16 protein-coding genes and 1 pseudogene are annotated in these 16,450 nt (G+C 66.5%); 13 read left to right on the forward strand and 4 right to left on the reverse strand.

Annotated elements, in window-relative coordinates; all coding sequences use genetic code 11:
- The first annotated feature begins 4 nt into the window (after window positions 1–4).
- Window positions 5–601: a maltokinase N-terminal cap-like domain-containing protein gene (locus RCH21_RS00195; protein WP_326962727.1), complete on the forward strand. Its 597-nt coding sequence runs from the start codon at window positions 5–7 to the stop codon at window positions 599–601.
- A 25-nt stretch (window positions 602–626) separates the two neighbouring features.
- Here RCH21_RS00195 and RCH21_RS00200 read toward each other — a convergent pair whose 3' ends face one another.
- The gene (locus RCH21_RS00200) at window positions 627–869 is read right to left on the reverse strand and encodes a hypothetical protein (RefSeq protein ID WP_326963237.1); all 243 of its coding nucleotides are present in this window, start codon (window positions 867–869) and stop codon (window positions 627–629) included.
- Window positions 870–933: 64 nt separating this feature from the next.
- On the opposite strand from RCH21_RS00200, the gene RCH21_RS17130 reads away from it, so the two are divergent.
- Window positions 934–1,263, forward strand: coding sequence for a hypothetical protein (locus RCH21_RS17130; RefSeq protein ID WP_442784638.1), 330 nt, complete (start codon window positions 934–936; stop codon window positions 1,261–1,263).
- Between the two features lie 15 nt (window positions 1,264–1,278).
- Complete coding sequence (locus tag RCH21_RS00210) at window positions 1,279–1,653, forward strand: iron chaperone (RefSeq protein WP_326962728.1); 375 nt, start codon at window positions 1,279–1,281, stop codon at window positions 1,651–1,653.
- A gap of 63 nt (window positions 1,654–1,716) precedes the next feature.
- Here RCH21_RS00210 and RCH21_RS00215 read toward each other — a convergent pair.
- Together RCH21_RS00215 and ptsP are read right to left on the reverse strand one after the other, a co-directional pair.
- Window positions 1,717–1,854, reverse strand: a pseudogene (locus tag RCH21_RS00215) (putative quinol monooxygenase); the annotation flags it as partial.
- Between the two features lie 26 nt (window positions 1,855–1,880).
- Complete coding sequence (gene ptsP / locus RCH21_RS00220; protein WP_326962729.1) at window positions 1,881–3,566, reverse strand: phosphoenolpyruvate--protein phosphotransferase; 1,686 nt, start codon at window positions 3,564–3,566, stop codon at window positions 1,881–1,883.
- A gap of 120 nt (window positions 3,567–3,686) precedes the next feature.
- Here ptsP and RCH21_RS00225 point away from each other — a divergent pair, with 120 nt between their 5' ends.
- From RCH21_RS00225 to RCH21_RS00250, 6 genes are all read left to right on the forward strand, one after another.
- Window positions 3,687–4,415, forward strand: a complete 729-nt coding sequence (locus RCH21_RS00225) for a TetR/AcrR family transcriptional regulator (protein WP_120149491.1) — start codon at window positions 3,687–3,689, stop codon at window positions 4,413–4,415.
- Between the two features lie 62 nt (window positions 4,416–4,477).
- Window positions 4,478–6,427, forward strand: coding sequence for a PTS mannitol transporter subunit IICBA (locus RCH21_RS00230; RefSeq protein ID WP_326962730.1), 1,950 nt, complete (start codon window positions 4,478–4,480; stop codon window positions 6,425–6,427).
- A complete protein-coding gene (locus tag RCH21_RS00235) occupies window positions 6,427–7,584 on the forward strand; it encodes a mannitol-1-phosphate 5-dehydrogenase (RefSeq protein WP_326962731.1) in 1,158 nt (385 codons plus the stop codon). Before RCH21_RS00230 ends, RCH21_RS00235 begins: the two co-directional genes overlap by 1 nt.
- A gap of 127 nt (window positions 7,585–7,711) precedes the next feature.
- Window positions 7,712–10,279 (forward strand): rhamnogalacturonan lyase, encoded by a 2,568-nt coding sequence (locus tag RCH21_RS00240; RefSeq protein WP_326962732.1) that lies wholly within the window; start codon window positions 7,712–7,714, stop codon window positions 10,277–10,279.
- Between the two features lie 112 nt (window positions 10,280–10,391).
- Complete coding sequence (locus RCH21_RS00245; RefSeq protein WP_326962733.1) at window positions 10,392–10,841, forward strand: BLUF domain-containing protein; 450 nt, start codon at window positions 10,392–10,394, stop codon at window positions 10,839–10,841.
- A 139-nt stretch (window positions 10,842–10,980) separates the two neighbouring features.
- On the forward strand, window positions 10,981–11,412 hold the full coding sequence (locus tag RCH21_RS00250; RefSeq protein ID WP_326962734.1) for a DUF1801 domain-containing protein: 432 nt from the start codon (window positions 10,981–10,983) through the stop codon (window positions 11,410–11,412).
- Between the two features lie 19 nt (window positions 11,413–11,431).
- Here RCH21_RS00250 and RCH21_RS00255 read toward each other — a convergent pair whose 3' ends face one another.
- On the reverse strand, window positions 11,432–12,415 hold the full coding sequence (locus RCH21_RS00255; RefSeq protein WP_326962735.1) for an acetylxylan esterase: 984 nt from the start codon (window positions 12,413–12,415) through the stop codon (window positions 11,432–11,434).
- A 161-nt stretch (window positions 12,416–12,576) separates the two neighbouring features.
- On the opposite strand from RCH21_RS00255, the gene RCH21_RS00260 reads away from it, so the two are divergent.
- From RCH21_RS00260 to RCH21_RS00275, 4 genes are read left to right on the forward strand one after another with little or no spacing between them, the layout of a single operon-like run.
- The gene (locus tag RCH21_RS00260) at window positions 12,577–13,869 is read left to right on the forward strand and encodes an ABC transporter substrate-binding protein (protein ID WP_326962736.1); all 1,293 of its coding nucleotides are present in this window, start codon (window positions 12,577–12,579) and stop codon (window positions 13,867–13,869) included.
- Window positions 13,870–13,888: 19 nt separating this feature from the next.
- Window positions 13,889–14,872 carry a carbohydrate ABC transporter permease gene (locus RCH21_RS00265; RefSeq protein WP_120149484.1) on the forward strand — a complete coding sequence of 328 codons (984 nt, stop codon included), beginning with the start codon at window positions 13,889–13,891 and terminating at the stop codon, window positions 14,870–14,872.
- Window positions 14,869–15,789 carry a carbohydrate ABC transporter permease gene (locus RCH21_RS00270; RefSeq protein ID WP_407923744.1) on the forward strand — a complete coding sequence of 307 codons (921 nt, stop codon included), beginning with the start codon at window positions 14,869–14,871 and terminating at the stop codon, window positions 15,787–15,789. The genes RCH21_RS00265 and RCH21_RS00270 overlap by 4 nt, the downstream gene beginning before the upstream one ends.
- A complete protein-coding gene (locus tag RCH21_RS00275) occupies window positions 15,786–16,415 on the forward strand; it encodes a hypothetical protein (RefSeq protein WP_326962737.1) in 630 nt (209 codons plus the stop codon). Before RCH21_RS00270 ends, RCH21_RS00275 begins: the two co-directional genes overlap by 4 nt.
- Window positions 16,416–16,450: the final 35 nt, after the last annotated feature.

Here is a 16,450-nt window from a genome sequence, read left to right on the forward strand (position 1 = left end):
GCCCATGGCCCTTATCTACGATGTGACGCTCCGTCCCTCCAAGCTGGATCTGCTCATTCCATGGCTGGCGGAACAACCGTGGGCCGAGGGGCTGGACGGCGCACTCGAACGCTCGGCTTCCTTCCGCTTCGACGACCCCGAGGGCGAGGTCGGTGTCGAGACCCTGCTCATCGGTGCCGGTGGTGCGCTCGTACAGGTCCCCCTGACCTACCGCGGCGCGCCGGTCGAAGGCCTGGAGAAGCATCTCGTCGGGACGCTCGACCATCCTGCCCTCGGCCAGCGGTGGGTATACGACGCCGTCGCCGACCCGGTGTATCTTGCGGCCATGGCGGACGCAGTCCTCGACGGAGCGCCCCAGGCAGGGCAGTTCCACGAGGTCGACGGCGAGCTGGTCGAGATCGAACCGACCGTGTCACTGGAATGGAACAGGCGGAATCGCCGGGCGTCCGCGACGGTTCGTACGGACGTCGTCGAACTCGCCACGCCGCGCGGTCCTGTCCTGCTGTTCCGGGTGCTCGATCCGCGCGCAGCGGCCCTGGGACGGACTGCATTGCTCGCGTCACGCGACGATTGGACTGCGCAGGTGGCCGCTGCCGGCTAGGGTCGGATGCCCGATCAGCTGTTTGTCAATCAGGACCGCGGGTGACCGCAACTGGGCCTATCGTCGGTGCATGGAACTTGCGTCCCTGACTCCGGAGAACCTCGGTAAGGCTGCCAGCATCACGCTTCGGCCCGAACAGGAAGCGTTCGTTGCGCCGGTTGTGCAATTGATCGCCGAAGCCTACGTAAACCCCACGGCCTGGCCACGCCTCGTCGTCGACGGGGACGAGGTACTGGCCTTCATCATGGGAAACTTCGATCCCGACCATGAAATCGAAGCATTCCGTGCCGGAATCTGGCGACTCAATGTAGCCGCATCCGCAGGGTCGCGGGGTGGGACGGTTTGCCGTCCGTGGCTTGGAGGAGGAGGCGCGGGACCGCGGCGTAAAGCGCATCTCTGTGCTGTGGGAACGCGGAGAACATAGTCCGGAAGGGTTTTACCTCAAGCTCGGTTTCGTTCCCACAGGAAAAGAACTCTTCGGAGAGACAGCCGCCTTCAAGGACCTCGGTCCCCGAGGAAAAATGGTCCCTGAGAGATCCACCAGCGCCACAGCTTCTCGACTTACACTTCTGAGGCCGACGCGACGTGCCGGGAGCCGTCCGGTCTGCGAGTCGGAGGCGAGATGGATCCGCCTGGGGCTCCTTTCCATCGAATCTGCGTAGGTCTACGATCTCCCCGTGGGATCCATCGAAGAGGCTCTGGCAGTGCTGCCGTCCCACGACCGCACCTGCCTGCAACATCTCATCGATGTCGCACGAGAAGCTGCGCCCAAGGCTGTGGACGGGGTGAGCTACGGAGTTCCGGCTCTGATCCTTGAAGGAAAGTCACTCCTCGGTGTCGCTGCTACGGCGCGGCACCTCGCGGTCTATCCGTTCTCGCCAGCAGTCATCGAGGCCATTGTGCCCGCGCTTGGCGCTTTCTCGCGATCGAAGGGAACAATACGGTTCTCGGCGGCCCGTCCACTGCCGGATGACGTTGTCACTCGCATGGTCCAGCTTCGCAGCCTCGAGATCACTGAGCCGGAAGCGTACTCGGCCAGCAACAAGCGCTGACGTCCTCCAGCGGCATCTTGCAGTTGCCTTGCCCCATTTGCTCTCGGCAACTCGCTGCTGATGCGCCCGAAACGACGACGCATCCTGGAACTGTTCATCAACCTGCCAGATCAAAGGGTTTCCGGTGACCTTCACCTCGAAGGAAAGGCACCCTTGCTCAGCGCGCGTCAGCTCGATGTGCAGCGGAAGGAACTGGGCAACAACCGCCGCCTGGTCCCGGCCGCCGCCTACAGGCCGAGTGACTCCAGCACGGGCAGCTCGGCGCGCGCCCGGTCCCTGGCCTCCGCGGCCGTCCTGGCGGCGACGGCAAGACCTGCGATGCGCTGGGCCTCGGCGAGGGTCACGCTGTTCAGGACCGCGCCGACGCCGGCAAGGGCCCTCGGGGTCATCGACAGCGTCGAGACCCCGAGCCCGACGAGCACGACGGCGAGGGCAGGATCGGCCGCGGCCTCGCCGCAGACACCCACGGGCTTCTCATGCCCCTCGGCGGCCGAGCCCTCGACGGTCAGTTTGACCATGCGGAGGACGGCCGGCTGCCACGAGTTGTTGAGGGCCGCCAGCGAGCCGAGCTGCCGATCTGCCGCCATGGTGTACTGCGTGAGGTCGTTGGTGCCGAGGCTCGCGAAGGACACCTCACCGAGGATCGCCTCGGCCATGAGGGCCGCCGAGGGAACCTCCACCATGACGCCGGGGGTCTGCAGGCCGGCGTTGCTGCACAGTTTCGCGAAGTCGGCAGCTTCTTCGGCGGTCGAGATCATCGGAGCCATGACCCACACGTCGGCGGTGGCCTGCGACGCAGCGTCGGCGATGGCCTTCAGCTGGCGCTCGAGCACGCCGGGGGACGTGAAATCCGTACGGTAGCCGCGAACGCCGAGTGCGGGATTCGGCTCGGAGGAATCGGTGAGGAAGGGCAGCGGTTTGTCGGCGCCGGCGTCCAGCGTGCGCACCACCACCTTCTTGCCCGGGAAGGCGTCGAAGACACCCTTGTAGGCCTCGATCTGCTCCTCCGACGTCGGCTCCGTCTCCCGCTCCAGGAAGCAGAACTCGGTGCGGAGGAGACCCACGCCCTGGGCCTTCGCCTCGGCGGCCTTGACGGCATCCTTCGCCCCGCCGACGTTGGCGAGCAGGGGGACCGCGTGACCATCGGAGGTGACGCCCACGCCGTCGAAGACGGTCAGTGCTGCTGCTGCAGCCCTATACGCCTCGGCTGCCGCTTCCTCGTCGGAGCCGGGATTCAGTGCGATGGTTCCAGCGGCGCCATCGACGAACACGAGGGTGCCGCTGTCGATGCCCTCCACGCCCGTGGCGGCGACGACGGCGGGAAGGCCGAGCGAGCGGGCGATGATCGCGGTGTGGGACTGCGGTCCGCCGCCCGAGGTGACCAGGGCGAGGACCACGCCCGGGTCCAGCGTGGCGGTGTCGGCCGGGGCGAGGTCCTCGGCAACGAGGATGAAGGGAGTGTCCGACGCCGGTATCCCGGGAGCCGGGAGGCCGCGGAGTTCCGCGACGATCCTTGCCCGCACATCGAGCACGTCGGCGGTGCGCTCGGCCATGTAGCCACCGAGGTTGTGGAGCATCTCTGCGACCGACGCGCCGGCCTCCCAGACCGCGCGCGCCGGGGACATCCCATTGTTGATGAGCTTGGCGGCGGACTTGAGCAGCATGGGGTCGGCCGCCATGAGGGAGGTCGCCTGGAGCACGGCCTTCCCGTCGCCCTTGGCAATCCCGGCGCGACGCTTCAACTCCTCCTGCACAGCCTTCGACGCCACCTTGAGCGCGGCGACGGCCTGCTCCGGGGCGTCGGGAGTGTCATGGCGTTCACCTGCGGGAGGTTCGCTGACGGGCATCGGCATGTGGCGGACGGGGCCGATCACACGACCGGGGCTGACTCCGACCCCTGCGAAATTCTCCATTGAACGTCCTCGTTTCCTTGCCGGTGATGGGTCTCGGTCTAGCACCATTGTGCCGCGTGAAGCAAAAAGTAAATGTGAGCCACTTCATATAACGCTGCTATAGGTGCTACGGTAGCAGGCATGAAAAAAGGAGGCGAACCAGCGCCTAAGACCAGGCTGCTCAGGGCCGCCGCCGCGCTGCTCGCCGAGTCCAACGGCGAGCCCGTCTCGACCCGGCAGATCACCCAGGCGGCCCGGGTCACCGCACCGACGCTCTACCACCACTTCGGAGACAAGGAGGGCCTGTTCGACGCAGTCGTCGCCGAAGGTTTCTCGGAATACCTCGATGCCGAGCGGAACCTCTCGGCATCGGGACAGCCGATCGAGGACCTCCGGATGCACTGGGACAACCACGTGCAGTTCGGGCTCGATCATCCGCACCTCTACCTGGTGATGTTCGGCAACATCCGGCCCGAGCGCCGACCGTCGATGGTGGCCAGCGCGGAAGCCTTCCTGGAGGAGGTCCTGGCCCGTGCGGCCGCGGCAGCCCGCCTCGTGGTCTCTCCACATGAAGCTGCTCGCAGCATGCTCGCGGCCAATGTCGGCGTGACCCTCATGCTCATCGCGGAACCCGCCGCGAAGCGCAATCTCGAACTCTCCGCCATGACGCGGGAAGCCGTGATCTCGGCGGTGGCGACGGATTCCGAAGGTGATCCGACGACGGACACGGAAGGGACCCCCTCCGTGGTCGTGGCGGCGATCGCGCTCAATGCCGCACTGCAGTCATCGCATCCGGACCAGCTCTCCAGCTCCGAACTGAAGCTCTTCCTCGAATGGCTCCAGCGCATCTCCACCAGATCGGGAAGCTGACGCTCCCTGATGACCATCCATCCCTCTCCGCAGAGTTGCGGGGACAACGGTAAGGAAGAAACGTGGCAACACAACTAGAAGCGAGGTCGGGCACCAGTGCCCGGGTCCGCGTCCAGAAGTTCGGGTCGTTCCTCTCGGCGATGATCATGCCGAACATCGGCGCGTTCATCGCCTGGGGTCTCATCACGGCCCTGTTCATCCCGGCTGGATACTTCCCGAACGAGACGATCGGCGCCCTTGTCGGTCCGATGATCACGTTCCTCCTGCCGCTCCTGATCGGTTACACCGGCGGCAAGATGGTGTACGACGTCCGTGGCGGCGTCGTCGGGGCGACGGCGACGATGGGTGTGATCGTGGGAACGGACATCCCCATGTTCATCGGCGCCATGATCATGGGTCCGCTCACCGCCTACCTCATGAAGAAGATCGACTCGATCTGGGATGGCAAGATCCGCCCCGGCTTCGAGATGCTGGTCAACAACTTCTCCGCGGGCATCTTCGCCGGCATCATGGCCATCTTCGGCCTGCTCGCCGTCGGCCCGCTGGTCACGCTCTTCAGCGACGCCGCGGGAAGAGGAGTCGACTTCCTCGTCAGCAACGGTCTGCTGCCGTTCACCAGCATCCTGATCGAGCCCGCCAAGATCCTCTTCCTCAACAACGCGATCAACTACGGCGTACTCACCCCACTCGCCACGCAGGAGGCCACCGAGACCGGCAAGTCGCTGCTGTTCCTGCTCGAAGCGAACCCCGGCCCGGGCCTCGGCCTGCTCCTCGCCTACGCCATCTTCGGTCGCGGCATGGCCAAGGCCTCGGCTCCCGGTGCGATCATCATCCAGTTCCTCGGCGGTATCCACGAGATCTACTTCCCGTACGTCCTGATGAAGCCCCTCATGGTCCTCGCCGTCATCGGTGGCGGCATGGCCGGCATCTTCACCCTCGTCCTCACCGGCGCCGGCCTCCGTTCGCCCGCCGCTCCCGGCAGCATCATCGCCGTCTACGCCGCCACCGCGTCGGACAGCTTCCTCGGCGTCACCCTGTCCGTCCTGATGGCCGCTGCGGTGTCGTTCCTGATCGGTTCGATCATTCTCAAGACCTCCAAATCCACCGACGATGACATCGCCGGTGCGGCCAGCAAGATGGAGGGACTCAAGGGCAAGAAGAGCTCCGTGGCCGGCAACTTCCGCTCCACCTCCGCAGCCGACGGACCCATCCGGAACATCGTGTTCGCCTGCGACGCCGGTATGGGCTCCTCCGCCATGGGCGCCTCGGTCCTCCGCAACAAGATCAAGGCGGCCGGCTTCCCGGACGTCAAGGTCACCAACCTCGCCATCGCCAATCTGAAGGACGACTACGACGTCGTCGTGACGCACCAGGACCTCGCCGCCCGCGCCGAGCCCCTGACGCAGAGCGCGACCCACGTGTCCGTCGACAACTTCATGAACAGCCCACGGTACGACGAGATCGTGGAGCTGGTCCGTGCCAGCGCGTCGGCCGGAAGCGGCGTCGATCCGAAGAACCCGACGCCGGCAGCGGTTGCGGCCGAGGCCGACGCCGACGCCGACGGCGCAACCTCCGGCGCCAATGACGTCCTCGCGGAGGAGAGCGTAGTCCTCAACGGCCGGGCCACCACCCAGGAGGACGCCATCAACGAGGCGGGCCGACTGCTGGTCGAGCGCGGTGCGGTGGACTCCACCTACGTCGCAGCGATGCACGAGCGCGAGAGGTCCGTACCCACCTACATGGGTAACTTCCTGGCGATCCCGCACGGCACCAATGCCGCCAAGGACCTGATCAAGCGGTCGGCCGTATCGATCGTCCGTTACCCCGAGGGCATCGACTGGAACGGCAAGCAGGTGAAGTTCGTCGTGGGCGTCGCCGGAGTCAACAACGAGCACCTGTCCATCCTGTCCGCGATCGCCCGGGTGTTCTCGGACAAGGACCAGGTTGCGAAGCTCGACGAAGCGACGTCGGTCGACGAGGTCCTCGCCCTGTTCGGGAAGGTCAACGCCTAGTGAAGGCAGTACATTTCGGTGCCGGCAACATCGGACGCGGCTTCGTGGGGCTCCTGCTCCACGAAGCCGGGTACGAGGTGGTCTTCGCCGACGTCGCGGACGCCCTCATCGACCAGTTGGCCTCCACGCCCAGCTACGAGGTCCACGAGGTCGGTGAGAAGCCGACGATCAAGACGGTGGACAACTACCGCGCGTTGAACTCGCGGTCGCAGGAACAGGACGTGATCGCGGAGATCTCGACGGCGGACATCGTGACCACGGCGGTGGGCCCGAACGTGCTGAAGTTCCTCGCGCCGGTGATCGCCCAGGCGATCGCCCTGCGGAGTGACGATCTTCGGCCGTTGCAGGTCATGGCCTGCGAGAACGCGATCAACGCGACGGACACCCTGCGCCGTGAAGTGGAGCAGGCGTTCGACGGCCCTGCCTCGGACCTCACGGCGAGGGCGGTCTTCGCCAACACCGCTGTGGACCGCATCGTCCCGAACCAGGCTGCCGGCCAAGGCCTCGACGTGACGGTGGAGACCTTCTTCGAGTGGGTCATCGACCGCACCCCCTTCGAGGGCAACGCTCCCGACATCCCCGGGGCCACCTACGTCGACGATCTCGCACCGTACATCGAGCGGAAGCTCTTCACGGTCAATACCGGCCATGCGTCGGCGGCCTATTTCGGCTACGCCGCGGGAGTCGAGAAGATCGCCGATGCCATGGCGGACGATGCGATAGCGGCGAAGGTGCGTGCCGTGCTGGAGGAAACCAAGCAGCTCTTGGTATCCAAGCATGGTTTCGAGGCTGCGGAGCAGGAGGCCTATGTGCAGAAGATCCTGCGCCGCTTCGAGAACCAGCACCTCCCCGACACCGTGGTGCGTGTGGGACGGGCACCGTTGCGGAAGTTGAGCCGGAAGGAACGTTTCGTCGGCCCGGCTGCCGAATTGGCGGAGACGGGTACGCATCCGGCGGCGCTGCTCGAGGCCATGCAGGCGGCGCTGTCCTTCACCGCTGCGGACGATCCCGAAGTCACCGCCCTGGCCGAGATCCTGGCGACCCAGGAGCCGGGCGAGGCAACGACGTCGATCACCGGCCTGGAGGCGGGGCATCCGCTGCATGCGCCCGTGCGGGAGCTTATCGCGCAGCACTCGCCGGGTCACCACACCGCGTAGAACCACGACGGTGCGACGAGGAAGGGAGTAGCTTCGGCTGCTCCCTTCCTCGTCACCTGCCCTTGACGGATTCACCGGAAGATCCTAGCGTGGGAAGGAAAGCGTTTTCCAACCAGAGGATTCAACGATGAGTTTGGCACAGAAAACAGCAGTTCCCGCGTGCGTTGCCCTAGCCACCGGCGCCCTCCTCGCCTTCGGCGGTCTCTCGGTTCCGGCCGCGGCGCAGGGGCCGGGATCCGACAACGCGGCACCGATCGGGGGAGTGCAGCTCGAATATCTCGACCGCGGCCTCGTTGCCGCGGCAACACCGCAGGGTGTCTTCCTCAGCTGGCGCCTGAGGGCCACCGAGGTCACCGGCGCGACCGCCGCCGGCCTCACAGGCACCGACTTCACGGTCTATCGCGACGGCGTCGCCATCGCCACCGTGACCGACAGCACCAATTTCCTCGACACGGACGCCGGCTCGGATGCCGCACCAGGCGCGCGCTACAGCATCGCCGCCGTCGTGGACGGAGCGGAGGTGGAGGTCAGCGCAGAGGTGACTCCGTGGACCCAGGCCTTCACCGATCTGCCCCTCACCAAACCTGCCGGTGGCGTGACGCCCGTCGGCGAGGCCTACACCTACTCCGCCAGTGACATGAGCGTCGGGGATGTCGACGGTGACGGATCCTACGAGTACTTCGTGAAGTGGGAGCCTTCGAACTCGAAGGACGTCTCGCAGATCGGCTACACGGGCAACACCTACATCGACACCTACACGGCCGCAGGGCGCCTCCTCAGCCGGGTCGATCTTGGCGTCAATATCCGTTCCGGTGCCCACTACACGCAGTTCATGGTGTCCGACTTCGACGGCGACGGCCGCTCCGAGATGATGCTCAAGACCGCACCGGGGACGAAGACCACGACCTACGGGCCCGACGGCGACGTCACGTCCGAGAGCTTCGTGACGATTCCGGCGGCGGACGTCGCCGCCGGGGTCACGGACGCCGATGACTACCGTCTGAGCGACGACGGCTACTACGCACACGTCGTCGGGATGTTCAAGGGCTGGCAGGACCACCCCGAGGTCGTCGCCGGCACCTGGCCCGCCACCCTCGAGGAGGCCTTCGGCATCGCGCCGCGCTACGAGTACCCGCTCTCGGACGCCGACGCCCGCGCCATGACGGACTACTTCATGGACGTCTATGCCCCCTCGCGCAGTGCGAGGAACAATCTCCGCGCCTTCGAGGGCTTCATCGTCGACGGGCCCGAGTACCTGAGTGTCTTCGAGGGAGCCAGCGGTGCCGAGCTCGAGACCGTTCCGTACGAACCGGGCCGCGGCGATGACGGCCTGCTCTGGGGCGACTACGCCATGGCGCGCATCGAGCCCGGGAACCGGGTGGACCGGTTCCTCGCCGGCGTCGCCTACCTCGACGGCGAGAATCCCTCCGCCGTCTTCGCCCGTGGCTACTACACGCGGGCCAACGTCGTCGCCTACAGCTGGGACGGCAAGCGGCTGACGAAGGACTGGACCGTGGACTCGGGTCACGTGCCGATGACCAACCCGTTCAATGACGGCCCGCACGGCGGACGCGGCAGCAGCGAGGAGTTCGGTTCGCTGACAGGGCAGGGGTTCCACTCGCTCAGCGCGGCCGACGTCGACGGCGACGGCCGACAGGAAATCGTCTACGGAAGTGCCACGATCGACGACGACGGATCGCTGCTGTACAGCTCCTCCGACACCCTCCCGGCAGCCAGCGCGGCACCGGGCACGGAGGCGAAGCTGGGACACGGCGATGCCATCCACGTGACCGACATCGACCCGGACCGTCCGGGCCAGGAGATCTTCTCCGTGCACGAGGGAGCAACGGGCGCTCCCTACGGTTGGGCGATGAGGGACGCGGCCGACGGTGAGGTCCTGTTCGGCGGGTACACGGGCAAGGACACCGGGCGCGGCATGATCGGCGACATCGACCCGGCGGTCCGGGGCATCGAGAACTGGGCGGTGGGCGTGCGATCAGCCTCCGGGCAGGTCCTTCCCGGCAACGGGACCGGCACCAACATGAGCATCCGGTGGGCAGCCGACGGCACCACGCAGCTCGTCAACGGGACGGGCAACCAGACCACGACCATCGATGACGCGCGGCGCGGACGGCTCCTGACAGCCACGGACACGCGCACGAACAACGGCACGAAAGGCAATCCCTCGCTGGTGGCCGACGTGTTCGGCGACTGGCGCGAGGAGTTGCTCGTCCGCACCGCAGACAGTTCGGCGATCCGGATCTTCACGAGCACCGAGGTGACGGACCGGAAGCTGTACACGCTGATGCTCGATCCGCAGTACCGGGCCGAGATTGCCCGGCAGAACACGGCGTACAACCAGCCTGCCTACACGAGCTTCTACCTCGCCTCGGACACGGACTTCACCGACGTCCCGGTACCCGACGCCTTCCTGCCCGGGGCGATTCCGGCCCTGCAGCGCCAGTTCGAGCAGTTTGTCGGCGCGGGCGGGATCTCCGGACCAGCGGTACAGCAGCTCCGTGCTTCCCTCGACCAGGCGCAGCGCGCGGTCGAGCGGGACCAGGCGGGCAACGCGGCGCGCGCCGTGGACACCTTCCTCGATCGGCTCGGACAGAAAAGCCCCGGATCGGTCTCCGACGATGCGCGCACCGCGCTCGCCCACTCGGGCGCTGTGGTGCTCTCGATGCTGGCCTGAGCGGCGTCGAGCCAGAAACGTCCGGCAGGACCGCGTGCGGACGGGTACGCGGTCCTGCCGGATCCCGTTGACAAGGGGCAGGGATGCCCGGTTCTCCGGTAGGTTGGCAGGTGTGAGCAACGCTTCCCATGACCTGCTGTCGATCGTCTACTCCAGCAGTGCGGCACATCCCTACGACGCGGAAGACCTGGGGGCGCTGTTGGCCCTCAGTCGTGAGAACAACGCCCGCCACCAGTTGACCGGCATGCTGCTCTACCGCAACGGGCGTTTCCTCCAGGTGCTCGAGGGCCCCGAGGACGTGCTTCGCCGTCGTATGTCCATCATCGCCGCCGATCCGGAGCACACCGACGTCCGGATCCTGCTGCAGGGGACGATTGACGAGCGGCAGTTCCCTGACTGGACCATGGGCTACGAGCCGGTATCCGAGGCCATGGAAGGTGACGTTCCCGGTTACCGCACCACGTTCGCGGATCTCGACCGCGACGAGGATCCGTCCGACTCCCTGCAGGCGCTGCGGGAGCTGATCCGCTGGTTCCAGGATCGGGCCATCCAGCTGCGCTGACCGTGCCACCGGCGTCGACCGCGCCGTCCATCAGGGCCGGCGTGTCCTGCGGTCGGCCTTCCCCGGGAGCGCGTGGCAATCCGGCGTCGGGTGCCCTGCTGATTGGTGGTCACCGTCCGTTGTGCGGGATAGTGCAGGCATGCCTGATCCCGTGATGCGCCCGACCGCCGTTGACCCTGCATCATTCCTCGCTGCTGTCCCGCATCCGGTCCGACGCGGCGACGGGGAGGCCGTGCTCCACCTCATGGAAGACCTGACGGGCCAGCCGGCCCGGATGTGGGGGCCGTCGATCATCGGTTTCGGGTCCTACCACTACAGGTACGCCTCGGGTCACCAGGGCGATGCCGCGGCCGTCGGCTTCTCGCCGCGCAAGGCGCACCTGGTCCTCTACGGACTGACCTACGACAGTCGCTCGGAGGCGCTCCTGCCGGAACTGGGGAAGCACAGGCGCGGCGCGGGCTGCCTGTACGTGAACAGGCTGGCGGATATCGATTCCGCCGTCCTGGAGCGCCTGATCCGCGACGGATACCGGTACGCCACGACGGTCCTGCACAGCCCGTCCGCGTCCTGAGGGCGGACCGGTGGAAGGATCAGTCGCCGATGAGTTCCCGGATGAAGGCGAGGTGCTCGACGTCCTGGAAGGCGCCGCCCTGCTCGTGCCCGTTGTAGGGGTACACCTTCATCCGTGCGGGTCCGGCGTAGTGGTTGTGCGCGGCGAAGACGCACGACGGCGGGCATACGTCGTCGAGCAGTCCGACCGAGAACATGGCGGGCATGGTGCTGCGCGCTGCGAAGTTCACCCCGTCGAAGTAGCTGAGCGTCCGGAAGACCGCCTCGACGTCGTTCCGCCGCGTGCCGAGGTAGTTCACGATCTCGGAGTAGGGGGCGGTCGCCACGATCTCAGTGGCGTGCCGGACATGGGCGAGGAAGGGGACATCGACGATCGCCCCGACCGGCGGAGTGTCATTCACGCGCCGCGTCAGTGCGGCTGCGGCAAGAGTGATGCCGCCGCCCTGGCTGCCGCCGGACAGGACGATGCGCGCCGGATCGACGGCGGGATGCTGCTGGGCGGCCTCGACCGCGTGCACCGCGTCCACGAAGAGCCGCCGATAGTAGTAGGTGTCAGGGTCGGCGATGCCGAGCGTCAGGAATCCGCCGTGGTGCGGACCGGTCAGTGGTCCGTCCCCGGTATCGCCGGTCCGGTGCCCCGACCCCTGCCCGCGGAGGTCCATCACGAAATGCGCGAAGCCCGCGCTCGGAAGCCCCGTCCACTCGCCGAGCAGTCCACGGCCTCCGCCGTAACCGATATAGGTGATGACGGTCGGCAGGGGACCACGGACGTGACGCGGCCGCAGCAACCACGCTTTCACCGGTTGGCCGTCGAAGCCCGCGAAGGTGACGTCCTCGGTGACGAGCTGGGAATAGCCTGCGTCCACCTCCTCGAAGACGGGGGAGGTGGCATGCGCGCGCTGCTCCGAAAGGGTCCTGTCCCAGAAGGCGTCGTAGTCCGCGGGCTCATCGCGCTCCGGCAGGTACCGCCTCAGCTCGGCAAGGGGGAGGTCGAAGTGGGGCATGGCGTGCATCCTTTCATGGCGCGGATGGGCGAGGATAGTGGCCGTGCAGCCTTACCGGCTCGGACTGTTGACCATTGATACGATTCAACCTACGCTGTGGGATAACGCTTTCCCAAAGGCGTCCCACGATGGTGACGAAGAAGTTTTCCAGGAGGACAAAGATGTTCCGCACTCTCTCACGGCGCACCCTGACCGGCGTCGCAGCCTTGGCCGCTAGCGGGCTGGTCCTGACCGGCTGTGGCGGTGGCGGCAATGAGCCGGCCGCCCTCGATACCGAAGAGCAGATCACCCTGAACTACACGTTCTGGGGCAACGATGATCGTGCCGCCCGCTATGACCAGGCCATCACGGCGTTCGAGGAGAAGTTCCCGAACATCACGATCAACGACACGTTCACCGACTATCCCTCCTATTGGGAGAAGCGCCAGACAGAAGCCGCGGGCGGTGGCCTGCCGGACGTGATGCAGTTCGACTACACCTACCTCCGCCAGTACGGCGACAACGGCCTGCTGCTCAACCTCGAGGAATACTTCGACAACGGCGTCACCACCGACGCCATCGACGAAAGCCTCCTCACCACCGGGAAGCTCGAGGACGGCACGTTCGCCATTCCCACCGGCTACAGCGCCTGGTCGGTGTTCCAGAACCCGGGGCTGCTGGCCGAGACCGGCGTCGAGCCCTACGAGGGTGGCACGAGCTGGGAGGACTACAACACCTACATGGCAGCCGTGACGGAAGCGGGCGGCGGCACGGTCTACGGAGGCACGGACACCACCCAGCGTATCCAGGACTTCGAACTGAAGCTGCGCCAGGACGGCCAGGAGCTGTTCACCGAGGAGGGTGAGCTCAACTTCACGCAGGAGGAGCTCGCGGACCACTGGAAGGAAGGCCAGGAGAACCGTGACAAGGTCACCGTGCCGCAGAGCAAGCTCGAGGAGATCAATCCGGTCTCCGGTTTCGGTGGCAACCTGACGACGAGCGAGATGAGCTGGAGCAACTTCCTCGGGGGCTACCTCGGTGACTCCGGTGCCGAGGAGATCACGATCGTCGCACCACCGACCAGCAACCCGGACGAGAAGGACCTGTACCGCAAGGTCGGCCTCATGCAGGCAGCATCCTCCTCGACCGAGCACCCGGAAGCAGCCGCGGCCTTCGTGGACTTCCTCATCAACAGTCCCGAGGTCGGCGAGATCTTCGGCGCCACGCTCGGCATCCCCGCCTCGGAGACGCAGCTCGAGGGCGCGAACCTCGAAGGACCGGACAAGGCGGTCAAGGACTACCTCGACTCGGTCGAGGACCGCATCGGTGATTCGCCCGCGGCTCCTGTCGCAGGATTCGGCGCCATCGAGCAGACCTTCTGGGATCTGGGCAAGTCGATCGGCCTGGGCTCCGTGACGCCCGACGACGCGGCGCAGCAGTTCTTCGACGAAGCATCCGTCACGCTCGGAAACTAGCAGGACAGGGAGTCAGACCGTGACTACGGACTCGGCGCACGCGCCAGCAGCAACCCGCACCGCCGAATCCGGTGCCCGTCCGGCGGACAGCCGCCGGACGGGCGCACCCCGGCCCCGCCGTCGCAACGGCGACACAATAGCGGGGTACGTCTTCCTCTCGCCCTGGCTGCTCGGCTTCGTGGGGTTGACGCTCGGTCCCATGCTGGCGTCGCTTTACCTCGCCTTCACGGACTACAACCTCTTCACCGCTCCCGAGTGGACAGGTCTCGAGAATCTCACGCGCATGGCCGAGGACGACAAGTTCTGGAGCTCGGTGCGGATCACCCTCATCTATGTCCTGGTGGGAACGCCCATCAAGCTCGCGGCCGCACTCGCGGTGGCCATGCTCCTGAACTACAAGGCGCGGGGCACAGGCTTCTTCCGGTCGGCGTTCTACGCCCCCAGCCTCATCGGGGCCAGCGTCAGCATCGCGATCGTCTGGCGGGCCATGTTCTCCACCGACGGTCCCGTCGACGGGACACTGAACCTCTTCGGCATCAACCTCGGCGGCTGGATCGGGAACCCCTCCCTGATCATGCCGATGATGATCCTCCTCGCGGTCTGGCAGTTCGGTGCCCCGATGGTCATCTTCCTGGCCGGCCTCAAGGGAGTACCGGCGGAGCTCTACGAAGCGGCGTCGGTCGACGGCGCGAAGCCCTGGCGCAAGTTCATCAGCGTCACCGTGCCGATGCTCTCGCCCGTCATCTTCTTCAACCTGCTGCTCGAGATGATCAACGCCTTCCAGGTGTTCGCCTCCGCCTACATCATCGGCTCGGGCACCGGCGGACCCGGAGGTGCCACCAACTTCTATACGGTGTACCTCTACACGAGGGCCTTCGCGAACAACCAGATGGGCTACGCCTCGGCGATGGCCTGGGTGCTGCTGCTCGCCGTCGGCGTCCTCGCGTTCATCCTCTTCCGCACCTCCAAGAACTGGGTCCACTATGCAGGAGACTCCAAGTGACCACCATCGAATCGAACCCCGCGGTCCCTGTCCCGTCGGATCCGGGGAGGCTCACGCAGCCTCCGCGACGACGCCGGCCCGCCCGCCGCCACATCCCGACAGCGCTCTGGATCATCGCCATCGTGGCGCTGACAGCGATCGTGCTGTACCCACTGCTCTGGATGTTCTCGGCATCGCTCAAGCCGAACTCCGAGTTCGGCAGCAACCAGGGCTTCCTCCCGGAGAACCCGACCTTCGACAACTTCGTCAAGGTGATGCAGGGTATCGCCGGCATCCCGACGTGGAAGTTCTTCCTGAACTCGCTGCTCCTCGGCGTCGGCGCGGTGATCGGCACCGTCATCTCCTCCTCGATGGCCGCCTACGCCTTCTCGCGCATCACCTTCCGCGGCAGCAAGGTCCTCTTCGCCGCCATGATCGGGACGCTGCTCCTGCCGTTCCACGTGCTGATCATCCCGCAGTACATCATCTTCCGGAACCTCGGACTGATCGACACCTTCTGGCCACTGCTGGCCGGCAAGTTCCTGGCCACCGAGGCATTCTTCGTGTTCCTCATGGTCCAGTTCATCCGGAACCTGCCGCGCGAACTGGACGAGGCCGCGCGCATCGACGGCTGCGGGCACGGGCGAATCTTCTTCTCCATCACCCTGCCGCTGATCAAGCCCGCCCTCATCACGTCGTCGATCTTCGCCTTCATCTGGAGCTGGAACGACTTCCTCGGCCCGCTGCTCTACCTGAACTCGCCCGACAAGTACCCGCTGCCGCTCGCGCTGCGCATCTTCAACGACCAGACGAGCACCTCGGACTACGGGGCGACGATCGCGATCTCCGTGCTGGCCCTGCTGCCCGTGATGCTCTTCTTCATCATCTTCCAGCGGTTCCTCGTGGACGGGGTCGCCACCCAGGGCCTCAAGGGATGACCCGCCGCCAGCGTGAGGCGGTGCGCGATCGCCACGCAGCGACGCACGACGGCAGCTCCCTGCGCTGGCCCGGGGCGACGGCACGGTTCGCCCTCTTCGGGGAGGTCCTGTGGGTCGGGGTACTGTGCTGCGTGGCCAGCCTCGGGATAGTAACGATCCCCGCGGCCTTCGCGGCGGGATCCGCCCATCTGCACCGCTTCCTCCGTGCCGAGGACTCCCCGCTGAGGCAGTTCGCCGCCGACTTCACGGCGGCCCTGAGGACGGGATGGCTGGCGGGCCTGGGCGTCGTGCTGGCCGTCGGGTTACTCCTGCTGGACATCATCGTCGCGAGCTCACGATTGCTGCCCGGGTGGCAGGTCATCCTCGCCGCCGGCGTCGTGCTGCTTGCCGGTGTGCTGGCCGCTCTGGCAGGAACGACGGCGCGCTGGCCGGCCTCACGATCCTGGCGTGCTGCAGGGCGTCTGTGGCTGAGGGACGCCCGGAAGGATCCGGCGGGGGTCCTGTGGCTCGTCGCCGCCGTCGTCCTGACGCTGATGGTCACCTGGCAGCTGCCGCCACTGGTGGTGCCCGGGGTGGGGTGCCTGGTGTTCGCAGCACTCGCGACCTCGGTCCGCCCGCGGCGCTAGTTTTTCCCCCTGTTCATCCCGACAACTCCTGGAGA

This window comes from Arthrobacter sp. PL16, assembly GCF_035985055.1.
Lineage (GTDB): Bacteria > Actinomycetota > Actinomycetes > Actinomycetales > Micrococcaceae > Arthrobacter_D > Arthrobacter_D cheniae.